Source organism: Bacillus sp. JZ39, assembly GCF_053903145.1.
On sequence record NZ_CP096389.1, the window covers coordinates 1,959,621 to 1,976,766 of the forward strand.

Consider the following 17,146-nt stretch of genomic DNA (forward strand, 5'->3'; position numbering starts at 1 on the left):
AAGTTAAAGATCTTTCACGAGATCTTCGATGCTAGATAATGCAGACAACGTTAATTCCTTATTGCTGAAATCGCTCAGTGTTTTTTCGCGTGCTTTTTTCTGCGAACAATGCTCAATCGTCTCGATAAGATGCCTGTGAAAACGATCCATAAAGCACTCAATTGAGTGCTTGCTGAACACCTGGGTGTATACCGCTTTTACTTGAAGCCGTCCGTCCGTAATGAGAGCATTGATGTCCAGCTCATACTCTCGTTCTCTCTCACCCGCTATTTCGTGACGGGGCTGGTAATATGATAATTGAAACGTATCAGCTTCCTTCTCTTCGCTAAATTGACCGAGATAATTAAAGCTGACCTCAGGCTCTTTATGCCGCAGTTCTCCTATGTGTGTTAACAATCCATATCCAGTTCCTTTGTTCGGTACTCTTCTCAGCATATCTTTTGTCGTCTTAATTCGGTATGCGAGCTGATCCTCGAAAGGCTCGGGAATACCCATGTCTAGCAAAATAGGATAAATGGAGGTAAACCATCCAACGGTCCTTGAAATATCAATGTTTGGCACATGCCCTTCTCTGCCGTGTCCCTCGGTGCTGATCACGACTTGGTCATGCCCAGTCCATTCATAAAGCGCCATTCCTAAAGCCGTAAGCAAAAGTTCGTTGGCATCAGTACCATAGGCTTGCTGGGTTTCAAACAGCAATTTTTCAGTCCAGTCCCCGGATAGTACAAACGCTGCTGCGTCGCTGTTCATTTGGAGTCTGTCCGGCACATTTTCTATGTCCTTAGGAAGAAAAGCAGTGTGAGCGTCTAAAATCGTTTGCCAATACGTTTTCTCTGAAAGCAATTGTTTACTTTCAGCTATTTGGGTAAGACCATCGGCGTAGGATAAATAAGAATCCGTTTTTGGCGGTAATTGGATTTCTTTCTTTTCTAAAGCCTGTTGATATGCAGCAGCTAAATCTTCAAGCAGAATTCTCCAAGAAACGCCATCTATCACAAGATGATGAAGTGCAATCAGCAAATGATCCCCTTCTGCCGTTTTAAACAAACCTGCTTGCAGCAAAGGCCCTTTTTCTACATTCATTTTGCTTTGAATGACGGTTTCCTCAGCGGCAAGTTTTTCATCAAGATGAGCCCTTTCCAGCGATGCTTTTGTCCAATCTGAAATATAAAGGCCAAACAGTTCATGATCCTTGTGATTGATTCCGCGATTAAATTGAATGACATGGCCGTTTTGGTCACGTTGGAAAATCATGCGAATGGCATCATGATGCTCGGTTATTTTACGCAGCGCTAGATGAAGCGCGTTAGCATTGAATCCTTTTTCACTGAAAAGCATGACGGACTGGTTGTAATGATAGTGAAAAGCATGTACCTGTCCGAAAAATCTTCGCTGAATCGGGGTGAGTTCAGCTTCACCTTCCGCAGGTCCCTGGTCCGCTTGAGATGCCAATGGTGTGATATGTCCGCATAGTTCCTGAATCGTTGAATAACGGAATAAGTCGCGTATTGTCATGCTCCAGCCTTCAGCTGCCAGACGTGCTGCTACTTGTAATGCTTTAATTGAGTCTCCGCCAAGCTCAAAAAAGGAATCGTGAATGCCGACTCGTGACATGCTCAGTACATCTTCCCATATATACGCCATCGTTTTTTGCATGTCGTTAACTGGTGCGGTATATGGACGCGATAACACATTATTTGGAGCCGGCAAGGCATTTCTGTCCAGCTTTCCGTTTAGGGTTAGCGGCATGTTTTCTAAAGGAATCAGATGTGCAGGAATCATATACGCTGGCAGCTCCTTTGTTAAAGCAGCACGGAGAGCATTCGTATTGACGTCTGAAGGCACAATATATGCTGCCAAACCAGCCTGTCCATTCTTATCATGCTGAACGGCAACAGCAGCTTCTCTGACAAGCCCCGTTTGAAGCAGAACACTTTCAATTTCTTCTGTTTCAATTCTGTATCCATTTATCTTCACTTGATAATCCATTCGGCCAAGAAGCCGGATCGTTCCGTTTGGAAGCCAGCATGCTCGATCACCGGTTCTGTACAGCCTTTCTCCAGAGACAAATGGATTTTCTGTAAATTTCATTTGCGTTAAGTCAGGTTTATGATGATAGCCTTTCGCAACACCTGCCCCGCCGATGCACAGCTCACCGGCAACACCGATCGGCTGAATTTGATCAGTCTGGCTGAGTACGTACATGTGTACATTCGGCAGCGGGCTGCCGATTGGTACGTTATCGCCCGTACACTCTCCACTCATACTTGTTTCATAGAAGCTCGAATCAATGGTTGCCTCTGTGACACCATAGCTATTAATGATGCGCATGCTTTGACCAAAGCGATCTGTCAATGTTTTGAAATCTTGAGCTTTCACCATGTCGGAACCAAGAATCAGTATGTCTAAGTCAGGAAGCTTGAACTGATTACGGTATACATACTCCATCACCGGGATAATGAGAGCCGGTGTCGACTCCATCACCGTGATTCTCCGAGAGTTCATGATTTTATATATTTCAGCAGGTTCCAGCCGTGTTTCATCTGGGCAAACGATTAGAGTCCCGCCGTTGGTCAATGTTCTCGCCAAATCTCCTGAGAAGACATCGAATGAAAAGCTCGCGATTTGAAGCAGTCTGACAGGCTTCCGATCCAGTTCATAAATTTGACGCCAAGCAAGAGCAGCATGAGTAAAGTTCTGATAGGTGACAATAACACCTTTAGGCGCACCCGTCGTTCCTGACGTATAAATGATATATACCGGCTCTTCAGGAGCAGGAGATAAGTTAAGGTTGCAGTTACTTTCTTCAAAAGAGCCCTCATCGTCAAGGAAGATGTGAGACATTTCAGATTCAGGCGAGTTCGAAATCAAATGCTTCAACTCTCTCTGTAAAAGAAGAATATCTGCCCCGCTATCACGAAGAATGTATTCAATACGAGCTTTTGGATAATGTGAATCGATTGGGATATACACTCCGCCAGCTTTCATCACTGCCAGCACGCCAACAATTGCATCGATGGACCGCTTGGCTAAAACAGCCACAGTTGGCTTCGGTCCTTTTCTGTTTTGCAATGTTCGTGCCAGACGATTGGCTCTTTCATTTAGAAGCCGATAGCTAATCTCTGTTTCGTTATCAATAACAGCTATATGTTCTGGATTTTCTTCAGCTTTCGCTTCAAATATGCGATGAAAAGGAATATCTTTTTGAGCAAATTCAACTTGAGTTTTGTTAAATTCAAAGGCTATTTTTTGTTTTTCTTTATCACTAAGTATGTTTATTTGTGCAAGGCTTGTTTCAGGGGTTGAAAGTGCCGCATGCAGAAATTCGGTAAAATGATCGGCCCAGCGTTCAATCGTAGCTTTCAGGAATACTTCTGTACTAAATTCCATTTCGCAGCAAATAGATCCATTTATTTCCGTAGCTATTAATGTGATATCAAATAAAGAAATGTGATGTGCGAAATTGGCAGGCCGGACTTTTATTTCTCTCAGATCTATGTCCTGTTTTTCCACATTTTGAAGGATAAACATCGCATCAAACACTGGGTTCCGGCTCATATCTCGTGTCAATCCAAGCTTATCGACAAGCTCTTCGAACGGGTAATCTTGGTGCTCAAAGGCTTCCAATGCTGTCTCACGCACTTCCTGCAAATACTGTACGAATGGCTTCCCGCCCTCCGGGCGCGTCCGAAGCGCCAGCGTGTTCACAAACATGCCGAGTATCGGCTCAAGATCCTTGTGCGGCCGGCCGGCAATTGGCGAGCCGACGATGATATCTTCCTGTCCGCTTAAGCGTGACAAGAACGCGGTGTAAGCCGCAAGGAGCACCATGTACAGTGTGCTTCCGTTTTCTCGTGCCAGCTTGTGAAGGCCTGATGCAACCTCTTGATCCAGCGTAAATGAGACCTTGTCACCCGCGAAGCTTCGTACAGGCGGGCGGGCATGATCAGCCGGAATATCCAGCACAGGCAGCTCGCCCTCGAGCTGCTTCAGCCAGTACGCCTCTTGCGTTTTGTACGCGTCTCCTGTTTTGAATCCTTCTTGCCATACGGCATAATCTTTATATTGAATGCGCAGCGCCGGAAGCTTCCGATTATTGTACAGCTCGCCGAATTCCCGAATCAGAATGTTGACGGAAACACCGTCTGAAATGATGTGATGCATATCAACCAGCAACAGGTGCCGCTCATCTGATACTTTTACGATTTGGGCACGGAACAGCGGTGCTTGGCTGAGATCAAACGGTTTGATAAATGCGGCTGCGGCCTCCTGTTCGGTTCGTTCGCCGAGAACTGTAGTCTGTAACGTAAACGGCACCTCGTCATGGATGCGCTGCACCGGATCGCCTCCTTCGTCCTGTTCGAAGGCGGTTCGAAGCGACTCGTGGCGCTTGATCAGCTCTTTGAAAGCTCTGTCCATCCTTTCAGGGTTGAGCTTCCCTTCGAGCTCTAACACAGCCGGCATATTGTAGCCTGTCCCTCCGTCTTCCAGCTGCTGAAGGACATAAATCCGCTTTTGGGCAGAGGAAACCGGATAGGTTTCCTGTTTTTCAGTGGGCTTAATCGCTTCATATGGACTGTCCGTTCCTTCACGGATAACGGTAGCCAGTCCTTCTACTGTCGGATGGGCAAACACATCTTTTAGCGGCACCTGTACATCGAATTCTTTGGCGATCCGTGAGACAAGCGCCGTTGCTTTTAAGGAATGCCCCCCGCGGTCAAAAAAGTTGTCGTGAATCCCGACAGGGCCATTTTTCAGCACGTCCTCCCACAGCTGAGAAAGCTTCATCTCAGTCACGTTTCTCGGCGCCGTGTAGGTCTCCGCATCTGCCGCTCCGCTAGGAGCTGGCAGGGCGTTTCGGTCGAGCTTTCCGCTTGGCGTAACCGACCACTGTTCCATCTCTATCATATAGGCTGGGACCATGTAGCCCGGCAACAGTCTCTCAAGCTGCGCTCGGACTTCGTTTCTTTGGAGCCCTTCTACATAAGCGCATAATTCCGGCTCGCCGCTGTCTGTCCGTACGGTAACGGCCGCCTCTCTTACACCTTCTATACTTCTTAGTGCCGCTTCAATTTCTCCCGGCTCAATCCGGTAGCCGCGAATTTTCACCTGATCATCCGTGCGCCCAAGGAATTCAACATTCCCGTCAGGGAGCCAGCGCGCCACATCCCCTGTTTTGTACATGCGTTCACCCGGGTAAAACGGGTCCTCAAGAAAACGCTCCTCCGTTAATGCCGGCCGATTCAAATAACCTCTGGCAACACCCGCTCCGGCAATGTATAGTTCGCCGGCGACACCGGAAGGCTGTACGGCTAAATGCGGATCTAAAACATACAAACGCGCACCAGGTACGGGCTTCCCAATCGGAATCCGCAAACGATCCCTTTCCCGTTCTGGATCTAACACGTAAAATGCCGCGTCTACCGTTGCTTCTGTTGGCCCGTAGCCATGGATTAATGATACCTGCGGCAATACAGAAGCAAAACGGGCTGCCGTACGCGGCGCAAGCGGTTCACCTCCGGCGAATACACGCTTTAGGTTTGTCCCGTCACCAAGCGCTAACATTTCCGCTTGATCGAGAAAGCTGTTCAGCATAGCCGGAATAAAATGAACCGTTGTCACTTTTTCCTGATGAATGGCTTTTACGATCAATGCGGAGTCTTTTTCCCAGCCGGGCGGAAGCAGATACGCCGAAGCACCGGAAAGAGCCCACCAAAACAGCTGCCACACAGACGCATCAAAGGAAAAAGAGGTTTTCACCATGACAATGTCATCTTCTGAAAGCGGAAACTGGTGCTGCATGCCGGTCAGAAAGGAAACAGCCTGGCGGTGCTCAACGGCCACTCCTTTCGGCTGCCCGGTAGAGCCCGATGTATAGATGACATAGGCGAGAGATCCGTCGCTAACAGAAGCAGACACATAACGTTTTACTTCTTCACGCTCAAGAGATGTCATGTCCACTTCAAGCGTTTCGCCAGAAAAGTTCGGTGCGGAGCATCCCGGCTGTGTCAGCAAGAGCGATGCCCCGCTGTCTTTCAGCATGTAGCTCAGCCGCTCCTTTGGATACGCAGGATCAAGCGGCAAATACGCCCCTCCGGCCTTCAATACAGCAAGGACAGCGATCAGCATGTCAGGTGAGCGTTCAGACAGGACACCGACGATACTTTCGTTTGTGACGCCGCGTGCCGCAAGGTGCGCAGCCAGCCGGCTGGCGTACATATCAAGCTCAGCGTATGTCAGCGAACCGCCTGAAAAGACAATGGCCAGCCGCTCCGGTGTGAAAGCTGCCTGTCGCTCAAACAGCCCATGCAGGGTGAAAGCTTTAGGCGAAACAGCTTCCGTCTTGTTAAACTCATACAACAATTTTTGCTTTTCTCTTGTATTCGTCATATCTAATTCTCTTATAAAGCTGTGCGGATGTTGAAGGGCGTTTTCCAGTATGGTAAGCAGATGAGATTGTATTCGTTTAATATCCTCAAGAGAAAACAAGGTATTTTGATAGTCGAAATTTAATTGAATGGTTCCATTGTCTATCCGTTCTTGTATTTGAACTGAAAGCTCGTTCGCGGTGTATCCGCTGAAATAAAGCGCTGTTTCATAGTCAAAATCATCTGCATTATGCCACTGAAGTGGCTGATACTGCATAGATATACCGATAAGGTTGTGTAAATCCTTCTGTTCATTTCTTAATTCATTTACAAGCAAATTATAAGGAAACCGTTGATGACGCATAACAGAAAGCTGTTCCCTGCCTATTGTGCGGACAAAGGAAAGAAAATCTGTGTCAGGATCAACCGTTATTCTGATTGGAAGAGAACTAACGAACATGCCGAGCATTTCTTTTTCAGCCTTTGACCCTCTGTTGCCATAGTAGGTGCCAATGGCAAGATCTTTTTTAGAAGTGATTCGGCTGATGCATATGTAAAATGAAGCCATAAATAAGGAAATGATATTGATCTTGTGTTCTTCGCAGAAGATTCGAATCGTTTGCTCTAGATCAGGTGAAAGAATGATGGTGTCTCTGGATGCAGAAGTGCTCTGTTTTTGTAAGGACGTCTGGTCGGCTAACGAGTGGTATTCCAACGGGTGCTCAAAGGTTTGCGTCCAAAATAAACGGTCCTTTGCAAACCGCGGAGATTGTAGATATTGACTCTCTTTTTCGATGTAACTCAAGTAAGAAGGTTCCGGCTGATCAGGTAAAGGATCTTTCTTTTTCATTTTTTGATAAAGATCTATAATTTGATTTCCCATCACATTTAAAGAGATTCCATCCATTATGATATGATGGAATTTCGCAAATAGCCAAACTTCATGAGAGTCAATTCTAAGGAGGTAAAATTGATAAAGAGGCGAGTTGAACAGTTTAAATGGAATGCTCGCTTGATCCTGAATCCATTGCTCTATTTCTATCATTTCAACATTTGAAAAATCAATTATTCTAAGTGGATAATATTTATATTCAGTAAGGTGCAATCGCGGCTCAAGCTCTTCTCCTTCTAACAGCTGAAATCTAATGGCGTCGTTGCGGGAGATGGAATGATTCAGCGCTCCCTCTAGAGTATCAAGCTCAATATTGCCTTTGAATTTCACACAGGCTGTGAGATTGCAAATGCTGGTATCTGGCTCCAGCAGTTCGGTAAACCACACTCTCCTTTGGGCATGGGTTAAAGAATAAGTATGTTCGCTCAACGGATTCCCTCCAGTTCTCATAATAAGAGGATAAGAAAAAGTAGAAAAAAACAGAAAAATGTCAATAAAAGAAATTATATGACTATATAATCCATATATGCACTATATTAACGGATATTTTTTAAAGTACAATAAAAAACATTAAATTTTTATAACATTTTTTTGAATATAGTATTATTTCTTTATTTTTCGTTTCTTTTTTTATCAAATTTCCGGATATAAAGTGATAAAAGTATTGTTTTACATAAGGTCTTATACACTACTTTTTAATCGAACTAATTTTCTTTTGTGCATCATTCTTCTAATTGTTGGAAGGTTCGACAAAGCGTTATTACAGACATAAAAAAACCTGTTTTCTCTTGGAAAACAGGTCTGCCGCTATTATTGATTTGCCAAAATGACAGCGATTTGATCCTCAATATCTTTTCCATCCTCTTCATCAATCAATCCATTTAGAAGAATAGAGAAAACAAGTTTTTTTCCGCTCTTTGTTTCTGCGTACCCCGATAGAGAGCTTACCGTACTGAGCGATCCGGTTTTTGCTCTTACTTTTCCTTGTGCAGGAGTGTCTTTCATGCGGTTTCTCAGCGTTCCGCCCACCATTCTGTCAGGATTGCCCGCAACAGGTAAAGAATTTAGATAAGCCGAGAACCAACTCTGATCCTGAATGTCATATAACAGCTGTGAAAGTTGATCTGAGGATACAGCATCAATATGTGAGATTCCTGATCCGTCCCTTAAGACGAGTGATTTAGAATCAACACCAAATTCCGGAAGCGTACTGTTTAACACTTCGAGCCCCTTTTCCCAGCTCCCTTCTCCTTTTTTCACTTTCCCCATCTCTTTTACTAGCACTTCGGCATGTCCGTTATTACTTAATTTCATGAACGGCACAAAAAGTTTCGATAAAGGCATTGAGCGATGAGAGAGCAGCACATCTGAAGAACTAGGTGCTTCACCCGTCTTGATGTCCCCTTTCACAGTAATACCTTGTTTTTTTAGTGACTGCTTAAATAAATCTAAGGCATATCCGGCAGGCTCCCAGACAGAAATCCATTCCTTTGTCTTGTTTGCGTCAACCGGTACGCTCCCTTCAATTGTAATCGTGTTTGTTCCATGCTCTCTTTCGATTGTGAGGTCTTTCTCTGAACCGGCAGCAGTCGTTTTAGCATCGTTCTTTATCGTTATATAATCGGTTTTCGGAGAGACAGACACGGCAGGCTCTTCCCCTTCTTTTTGATTTGGGGTTACCTCAACAATCACAGTGCCTGCATCATAGTCTTCGTTTGGAGACGCTGTTAGAGCGGAGATTGGCGCGCCATAATATGTGTATTCATCGCTCCAAGGCATATCAGGTGATAATCGCATGTCATCATGCCACGTATCATCACCGATCAGATTGCCTTTAATTACTTTTACGCCGGAATGTTTCAATTTCTCAGCCATTTTGTCAAAATCAGATGGTAAAAGTGTCGGATCGCCTTTCCCTTTCAAATAAAGGTTACCATTCAGCTTTTTCCCTTTCAGTGTTCCATCCGTCCGGACCTCGGTTGTAAAAGAATAGTTCTCGCCAAGGACAGAAAGTGCCGCGGCCGCTGTCAAAAGCTTTAGAGAAGAGGCAGGCCTCATTCGGGTGTCTCCTGAATGTTCATATAGAACAGCACCTGTTTCCGCAGAGCGAACGGTGATGCCGGCCATTGCGCCTTCGAGGGCAGAATGATCAGCTAAAATCTTATCGATCTGCTCGGAAAGTGCATCTTGTTTTTCAGCGGCAAGCGCAGCCTGATGCATATAAGGCACCGAAGCAACAACGAAAAGCAGTAAAACAGCAACATAAAGCTTTATGCTTTTTTTCATTCATTTCCCCGCCTCTCTGCGCTTCATCATTGGCTATTGATGATTCAGTTCAATGGTGATACTGCTTTTAGCTGTCGTTTCTTCTCCCGGCTCCAGCACTTGTAAACCAGTGAGTGACGAAGGTAAATCAAGATTCACAGCGTTTGTCACCCATGTGTAAGGTTCAGGGCATAAATACCCTTGTTTTCCGTCCGCATTGTATACAACCCAATGGTTAAACTGTTCATCTGCCTTATAAATAATGCTGATATGTGCATGTTGATGATAAATGACTGCCTGGTTTTCTCCGCCCCTCTTCTGATAAGAAGATAAAAAGACATCATCCAGCTGCTTGTGGCGCAAATCCATTCCTTCATGCAAAGCTTCTTTATTCGGTACATCCATCAGTTTCCCGGTCGGCAGCAGGCGTTCATCCAACTCCCATTGCTGATCTGCTGTCAGGGAGAATAACGAGCTTTCTGCCGGAAACACAAATGTAGTATGATAACCAATTCCCCAAGGAAACGGTTCCTTTCCTTTGTTCATGACCGTCGCATGTTTAAATAGGGTATTCCCCTTGATCGTGTATGTCATCCGAACGACGGCATGGTGAGGAAATTGCTTATACACAAGGGGGAGTTCAGAAAGATCAATTTCTGTTTCAACAATCACTTCTTCATCAGTTTTCTTCGCGGTCACTACGTTCCAATTTTCATGGTAAAGAAACCCATGAAGATGGTTGTGTTTATCCTTCTCGTTGATATCAAAATGATACGTTCTGCCCCGGAAACTGAATGTACCGTCACCTATGCGGTTAGGCGGGAACAGGATTGGAATGCCATACAATGTTGGTGTGTCGTGAAAACTTTCTGCTGTTTCCGGTTCACGCAAAAGCTGGACTTTTGTTTTTTTGTCCACGAGAGAAATGACGTTGCTCCCCCACTCAGGGACAACAATCATTTCTAGATGTTCGTTGCCCGCTTTGATGGCCGGCGTTCCCAAATACGTGATTTTCTCAATAAAGTTTGCCATGTTTACTCAACCTCTCCTTGATTCATTGCTAGTATAAGAATTCAATGTACTGTGCCATATTTCCTCCATTTTATATTTTCCCCTATCAAATAAAAAAACACCGTCCAAACTCATGAACGGTGTGATTCGGAGACTATTGGATGAGACGTGTGATTTGTTTCTTTTTCCAGACGAATTGATAATACCCATAAATCAACAGCAAGCTGACGGCAAACGCAGCTGGATAACCAACCCAGACGCCGAGTATTTCAAGCTTTGTATAGTGAGAAAGGACGAAAGCGACAGGCACCTCTACTCCCCAGATTGCAAAAATACTGATGACGGTCGGCCATAAAACTGTTCCGCTTGCCCGCATCGTTGCAGAAATAATTTGGGCATTTCCAAACAGCAAATAGCTCCACAATGTAATCATCAAAAGACGGTGTGCAATGTAAAGCGTCTCTTGCTCGGTTAAAAATAACGATAAAATCTGATGTGAAAAAACATAGATCAGAATGATCAGTACGCCGCCAATGATATAATTCAGCCAAATCCCCACGCGAATGACCTGCTTTAAGCGGTCAAACTCGTTTGCCCCAATCGATTGCGCAGCGAAAATAGAAACCGCAATACCAAGGCTGACGGCCGGCATCTGTACATAGCTGGCCACCTGGTTGACCACTCCGTATGCAGCTGTTGCATTAGAGCCGTAATGATTGACGAATGAAATAACCGCTATCTCTGATAATGAGACAAGAATCATATTGATGCTTGCTGGGATCCCAAGACGCAGCAGGAGAACCAGCAGTTCCTTATCCATTTTCAAATAACGACGCACTGTTTTATCAAATTGCAGCGGGTGTTTTCGCTTTCGTAAATACACCATTAACACGAGAAAAGTCGCAATCGTGGAAATGACAGTTGCATATGCCGAGCCGTATATGCCCAGTTTCGGAAAACCAAACATGCCAAGGATTAAAACAGGCAAAAGCGCGATGTTGATGACCGTGCTCACAATCAGCGTATAAAACGGTGTCTTAGAATCCCCTGTTCCGCGCAAAAAGGTAGTATATGCAAAATATAAAAACATAAACGGCATAGCATAAAATAAAATACGTGCATAGTTAGCGCTGACATGAATGACATTTTCAGGCGTGCCCATTAAACGAAGGATATCCAGGGTGAAAATACTGCCGATGACGGCTAACACAACGCCTAATAAAAATGTAAACGTGAGCGTCGTCCCGACAACAGCCTTTAGCCGTTCCTCATTTTTCGCTCCATATGCTTGTCCGATCAGAATCGAACTTCCTGAACCGATCCCAATCGTAAATGAGATTAAAAGAAAAAATAACGGGAAAAAGGATGATACAGCTGCCACTGCATCAACACCGAGCCATCTGCCTACAGCCATCATCCCGACTAGCTGGCCGACTGATTGCAGCACATTGCTCAGCAGAAGCGGCACCAAAAAGAGTGACATCGACCGCCAAACTGATGGTTTGCTTTTCTTTTGAGTTACAAGAGGTTCTTGTGATGTTTCCATATTGAAGGACTCCTTTATTTGAAATCGTTTTTAAACATGCCCTCATTTTTTGACAAAAACAGGATATGTAACATGTTATTATTCATCACTGCACATATGAAACCCTTCTCGATTCTTCTAATTTTACACATCTTTTTAGCTTATGAAGAATAAACTAGCAAGTAATGGCGTATTTTTTGTGAGTAAAAGAATAAAAAAATAATTTATGCAAAAGTATTGTAATCTATCCGTAATTATTGTAACATTTGTAACATAAGAGAAAGAGATTTTGAAGGAGAGAGCGATAATGAAAAAATGTCTTCTATTTCTAACAACCATTGCACTTATTCTGTCATTAAGCACAAATGCATTTGCGAAAAATACATCAGGCGATTTATCACAAAAACAAGCATTACAGTTGGCATTATCCGCTAGAGAACATTTTTGGAACACCATGAGCGGCCACAATCCGAAGGTGAAAAAAGCAGTTTGCCCATCAGGCACATTCGAGTATCAAAATCTTCAATATGTATACATGTGCAGTGATCTAGGCACTAAAGCAAAAGCGGTGAATTATTTAACTCCTATTTTTACAAAAACAGCAATCGAAAAAGGCTTTAAAGATTATCATTTCACTGTTTCAAAAGGAAAACTTGCTGTTCCAATCGGTGACGGAGACAATCTTTTGAATTGGAAAAAATCAACTGCTAAACTGATCTCTAAAAAAGGCAGCACAATCACATACGAATTTACCGTCCCTACATTAGACGGATCCCCTTCTGCAAAACGGAAAGTGACATTTGTGAAAGAAAATAAAAAATGGAAAGTCAATCAATTTGACGCAGTTATATAAGAATAACGCCCGGTATAAGCGGGCGTTTTTTATTTGGTCTGCATAAAGAAAGACAACAGGCGAAAAGTGCCTGTTGTCTTTTTGTGAATATGACGCTCTAGGAGAGATTCGAACTCCCGACCTGCAGTTTAGGAAACTGCTGCACTATCCGCTGTGCTACTAGAGCTTTTGGTATTTATATAGTAGCTCTGATGATCAATATTTTCAAGCGATTTGTATTAAAGCCCTCCAAAAACCTTATACGCGGCTCTTGTTGTATCTTCATCAATACCAATATACCGCATTGTAATTGATGGTGATGAATGATTCAGTATTCTCTGCAGCTCGGCGATGTCTTTCGTTCGCTGATAAAAATGATAGCCAAACGTTTTCCGGAGTGTATGCGTCCCTATCTCCTCAAGTCCGCACGCCGCAGCGGCCTCTCTTAAAATTCTGTAGGCCTGAATGCGGGAAATCGGCTTCCTGGTCCGCACTGATTTAAAAAGATATTCGTTTTCCTTCATGTCTTTCGTATACTCGTATATTTCCTGTTTCAGCGATTCTAAAATAAGAATCTTTCTTTTCTTTTTCGTTTTGCTTTCAGTCGCCCATAAATGATCTTTATTTTGAACGTCCTTCACTTGCAGCGGCAGAATATCAGAAATGCGGAGCGCGCTGTTGATGCCGAAAATAAACAGAAAATAATCCCGCTTGTTTTTGTTAAGCAAATACTGTTTGACTTCTTGGATTTTCTCTAGACTGCGAATCGGCTGTACAATATGCATCAAAAAACTCCTTAAAAACCGTTATGTAACGTTTTGAGGTCTATGTTACTATTATAGCTGAAAAACGTTGAATGTCAAAGTGCGGCGGCGTTTATGTAACATAATATACATAGTGTTACATAAGCTGTTAAAAAAGCTTCTTAAAACCTTCACCCTATAAAATGAGCTTTAAAGCCTCTTATAAAGCTTTTAACCTCTTGGATACTTATCCCCCTACTAATCCTCAAAAATCCTCTTAAAACGAAATCTGACGCTCCCAATTTTCTGGAGCTTCCGCAAAAAACATACAAAAAAAGACACAATTTCAAATTGTGTCCTAATCCTCATCCTTTACATCAATATCTTCCGGGATTGGTTCATTTAATATTTCCTGCACAAGTGCTTTGTAATTCTCCAGCTGTTCGAGATGCGTTTTGAACTGCTCCTTATAAATCAAAAATTGCTCCCCGTCATGAACGGCTCTGATTTTCCCTTCGAGCACCAAACTTTTAATATAATCCTCTGAAAGATTTGTATATTCTGCTGTTTCTTCAATCGTTAAATACATATAGCAGTCCCTTCTTAATCCGTATGCTGATTCTAATATAGCACATGGCTCATATCAATATAATCAATTTTGCACAGAAAAACGGCTTTATGCACTATATAATATACCATTTGTCACTTGTGAAAACGCTGTAATTTTTTTACGCTAAGATTGTAACAATACAGCTTCATATAGGAGGGAGAACATGAAAAGAACGTGGAACGTCTGTTTAACAGCTCTGCTTAGTGTTCTGTTAGTCGCTGGAAGTGTCCCTTTTCACGCGGAAGCTAAAAAACCGCCCAAAAGCTACGATGAGTACAAACAAGTAGATGTAGGAAAAGACGGCATGGTTGCGACCGCACATCCTCTTGCTTCTGAAATCGGTGCTGATGTGCTGAAAAAAGGAGGAAATGCTATTGACGCAGCGGTTGCCATTCAATTTGCACTCAATGTAACAGAGCCGATGATGTCAGGTATTGGCGGCGGCGGTTTTATGATGGTGTATGACGGAAAAACGAAGGATACAACGATAATCGACAGCCGTGAGCGTGCTCCAGCAGGCGCAACTCCTGATATGTTTCTGGACGAAAACGGCAAAGCAATTCCTTTCTCTGAACGTGTAACAAAAGGTACTGCCGTTGGTGTTCCAGGCACTCTGAAAGGGCTGGAAGAAGCCTTGGATAAATGGGGAACCCGTTCTATGAAGCAATTAATTACCCCTTCTATTAAACTCGCTGAAAAAGGCTTTCCGATTGATTCGGTGTTGGCAGAGGCCATTTCTGATTATCAGGAAAAGCTTTCACGGACTGCCGCAAAAGATGTATTTTTACCAAATGGCGAACCGCTTAAAGAAGGAGATACCCTTATTCAAAAGGATTTGGCTAAAACATTTAAGCTTATTCGCTCCAAAGGCACTGACGCTTTTTATAAAGGAAAATTCGCCAAGACGCTTTCTGACACTGTCCAGGATTTCGGCGGATCAATGACAGAAAAAGATTTAGAAAATTACGACATTACAATTGATGAACCGATTTGGGGAGACTATCAAGGCTATCAAATCGCTACTACTCCTCCTCCAAGCTCCGGCGGTATTTTCTTATTGCAAATGCTAAAAATCCTTGATGATTTTAACCTTTCACAATACGATGTCCGCTCATGGGAAAAATATCAGCTGCTTGCTGAAACGATGCATTTGTCATATGCCGACCGTGCGTCTTACGCAGGTGATCCCGAATTTGTAAATGTTCCTCTCAAAGGCCTGCTTCACCCCGATTATATCAAAGAACGCCAGCAATTAATCAACCTAGATCAAGTGAATAAAAAACCGAAAGCCGGTGACCCTTGGAAATACCAAGAAGGATCAGCAAACTATAAACAAGTTGAACAGCCGAAAGACAAAGTAGAAGGCCAAACAACCCACTTTACAGTTGCTGATCGATGGGGAAATGTTGTTTCTTACACAACAACAATCGAACAGCTATTCGGAACGGGTATTATGGTCCCTGATTACGGTGTTATTTTAAACAATGAATTAACGGATTTTGATGCGATACCAGGCGGAGCTAACGAAGTACAGCCAAACAAACGGCCTTTAAGCAGCATGACCCCGACGATTTTATTTAAGGATGACAAGCCTGTCCTCACTGTTGGATCTCCTGGCGGGGCCACAATTATTTCATCCGTTTTGCAAACCATTCTCTACCACATTGAATATGGTATGGAATTAAAAGCAGCTGTTGAAGAGCCGAGAATTTACACAAACAGTATGAGCTCTTACCGTTACGAAGACGGAGTTCCTAAAGATGTCCTCAGCAAGCTGAACGGTATGGGCCACAAATTCGGCACAAGTCCGGTGGATATCGGAAACGTGCAAAGCATATCGATCGACCATGAAAACGGCACCTTTAAAGGCGTAGCTGATTCAAGCAGAAACGGCGCGGCGATCGGCATTAATTTAAAACGTAAATAAATAAAAAAACTGTACTCGCTTCAAACGAGTACAGTTTTTTTATACACATCTTTAAAATAAAAACTGACAAACGTCTTTATTCTGCTAATGCACGTCTATCTTCATCTTTTCATTTCGTTTATCTCATCAAGAAATGTCTGAAACGCACTCGTAATAAAAAAGTCTTTCCTGTATATAAAGACGATCTCTAAGTCTTGATATGCTGGTGGCAATTGATGAATCCATACATTTGTACGATGCTCGGAGCAGTTAACAGCGGACTTTGGGAGCAGCGCCGTACCCATCCCGGCGGAAACACCTTTTATAATAGCCTCCAATGTGCCAAACTCTATGATTTTTTGATTGTGTATGCCTGCTTCCTCTAGTAATCTTTTGACCCTGTCACGATGAGAACAGCCAGCCCCAAAAAAGAGCATCGGCTGCTGAAGCATGTCTTCTGACGTCCCTTCTCGTGATGAAATCAAAACTAATTCATCATGGGAGACATGGAGTTGTCTAACTGCAGCGTGCTCAACCGGCCCATATACAAAAGCGCCATCAACTTTATGATCAAGAACCTGTTGAATCAAATGATGCGTATCAGCTGTGTTCACTGATAAATCCACTTCAGGAAAACGCCTGAGGAAGGATGCTGCATGCTCAGGCAGATGCGTTACCGCCGTCGTTTCCAGTGATCCGATCCGCAAAGGCCCTTTTGGTTGCCTGCTCATTCGGGTCGATTTTTCAGCTTGGTCTAACAGCGATAATACTTGATCTGCATATTGCAAAAGATTTTCTCCTGCAGCAGTCAGCTTCATCCCCCGATTCGTTCGATGAAAAAGCCTGATATTCAAATCTTCCTCAAGGTTATGCACTCTGGCTGTCACATTCGACTGAACATAATTCAGCATTTGGGCTGCTTTCGTTATGCTTCCTTCGCGGGCAACAGCCTGAAAAATCTTTAAATCTCCGCTTTCCACGCGCTCTCACCTGC

Annotated in this window: 9 protein-coding genes and 1 tRNA gene; 2 read left to right on the forward strand and 8 right to left on the reverse strand. The window is 43.7% G+C overall.

Features of this window, described 5'->3' with window-relative positions:
* Positions 1 to 3: 3 nt before the first annotated feature.
* The 4 genes from ppsA to M1D65_RS09830 form a co-directional block, all read right to left on the reverse strand.
* Entirely contained in the window at positions 4 to 7,689 is a 7,686-nt protein-coding gene (gene ppsA / locus M1D65_RS09815) for a plipastatin non-ribosomal peptide synthetase PpsA (RefSeq protein ID WP_456270861.1), read from the reverse strand.
* A gap of 381 nt (positions 7,690 to 8,070) precedes the next feature.
* A complete protein-coding gene (dacB, locus tag M1D65_RS09820; RefSeq protein ID WP_085187614.1) occupies positions 8,071 to 9,546 on the reverse strand; it encodes a D-alanyl-D-alanine carboxypeptidase/D-alanyl-D-alanine endopeptidase in 1,476 nt (491 codons plus the stop codon).
* A 33-nt stretch (positions 9,547 to 9,579) separates the two neighbouring features.
* Positions 9,580 to 10,557, reverse strand: a complete 978-nt coding sequence (gene galM / locus M1D65_RS09825; RefSeq protein ID WP_124073054.1) for an aldose 1-epimerase — start codon at positions 10,555 to 10,557, stop codon at positions 9,580 to 9,582.
* Positions 10,558 to 10,690: 133 nt separating this feature from the next.
* On the reverse strand, positions 10,691 to 12,082 hold the full coding sequence (locus M1D65_RS09830; RefSeq protein WP_124073053.1) for an MATE family efflux transporter: 1,392 nt from the start codon (positions 12,080 to 12,082) through the stop codon (positions 10,691 to 10,693).
* Between the two features lie 286 nt (positions 12,083 to 12,368).
* Here M1D65_RS09830 and iseA point away from each other — a divergent pair, with 286 nt between their 5' ends.
* A complete protein-coding gene (gene iseA, locus M1D65_RS09835) occupies positions 12,369 to 12,914 on the forward strand; it encodes a DL-endopeptidase inhibitor IseA (protein WP_004399558.1) in 546 nt (181 codons plus the stop codon).
* Positions 12,915 to 13,007: 93 nt separating this feature from the next.
* Here the strand turns inward: iseA and M1D65_RS09840 are convergent.
* The 3 genes from M1D65_RS09840 to M1D65_RS09850 form a co-directional block, all read right to left on the reverse strand.
* Positions 13,008 to 13,080: transfer RNA gene (locus M1D65_RS09840), tRNA-Arg, on the reverse strand.
* 52 nt (positions 13,081 to 13,132) lie between these two features.
* Positions 13,133 to 13,678 carry a site-specific integrase gene (locus M1D65_RS09845; protein ID WP_003231473.1) on the reverse strand — a complete coding sequence of 182 codons (546 nt, stop codon included), beginning with the start codon at positions 13,676 to 13,678 and terminating at the stop codon, positions 13,133 to 13,135.
* Positions 13,679 to 13,994: 316 nt separating this feature from the next.
* Positions 13,995 to 14,225: an excisionase family DNA-binding protein gene (locus tag M1D65_RS09850; RefSeq protein WP_003231472.1), complete on the reverse strand. Its 231-nt coding sequence runs from the start codon at positions 14,223 to 14,225 to the stop codon at positions 13,995 to 13,997.
* A 184-nt stretch (positions 14,226 to 14,409) separates the two neighbouring features.
* On the opposite strand from M1D65_RS09850, the gene ggt reads away from it, so the two are divergent.
* Complete coding sequence (gene ggt / locus M1D65_RS09855; RefSeq protein WP_014476980.1) at positions 14,410 to 16,173, forward strand: gamma-glutamyltransferase; 1,764 nt, start codon at positions 14,410 to 14,412, stop codon at positions 16,171 to 16,173.
* A 101-nt stretch (positions 16,174 to 16,274) separates the two neighbouring features.
* Here ggt and yofA read toward each other — a convergent pair whose 3' ends face one another.
* Entirely contained in the window at positions 16,275 to 17,132 is an 858-nt protein-coding gene (gene yofA / locus M1D65_RS09860; RefSeq protein ID WP_125121264.1) for a LysR family transcriptional regulator YofA, read from the reverse strand.
* Positions 17,133 to 17,146: the final 14 nt, after the last annotated feature.

What these genes read in the sequence shown, in the direction of transcription:
- M1D65_RS09845 (WP_003231473.1), bottom strand. Translation starts at nt 13,678, where the DNA reads ATGCATATTGTACAGCCGATTCGCAGTCTAGAGAAAATCCAAGAAGTC.
- galM (WP_124073054.1), bottom strand. Translation starts at nt 10,557, where the DNA reads ATGGCAAACTTTATTGAGAAAATCACGTATTTGGGAACGCCGGCCATC.
- iseA (WP_004399558.1), top strand. Translation starts at nt 12,369, where the DNA reads ATGAAAAAATGTCTTCTATTTCTAACAACCATTGCACTTATTCTGTCA.
- ggt (WP_014476980.1), top strand. Translation starts at nt 14,410, where the DNA reads ATGAAAAGAACGTGGAACGTCTGTTTAACAGCTCTGCTTAGTGTTCTG.
- M1D65_RS09850 (WP_003231472.1), bottom strand. Translation starts at nt 14,225, where the DNA reads ATGTATTTAACGATTGAAGAAACAGCAGAATATACAAATCTTTCAGAG.
- dacB (WP_085187614.1), bottom strand. Translation starts at nt 9,546, where the DNA reads ATGAAAAAAAGCATAAAGCTTTATGTTGCTGTTTTACTGCTTTTCGTT.
- M1D65_RS09830 (WP_124073053.1), bottom strand. Translation starts at nt 12,082, where the DNA reads ATGGAAACATCACAAGAACCTCTTGTAACTCAAAAGAAAAGCAAACCA.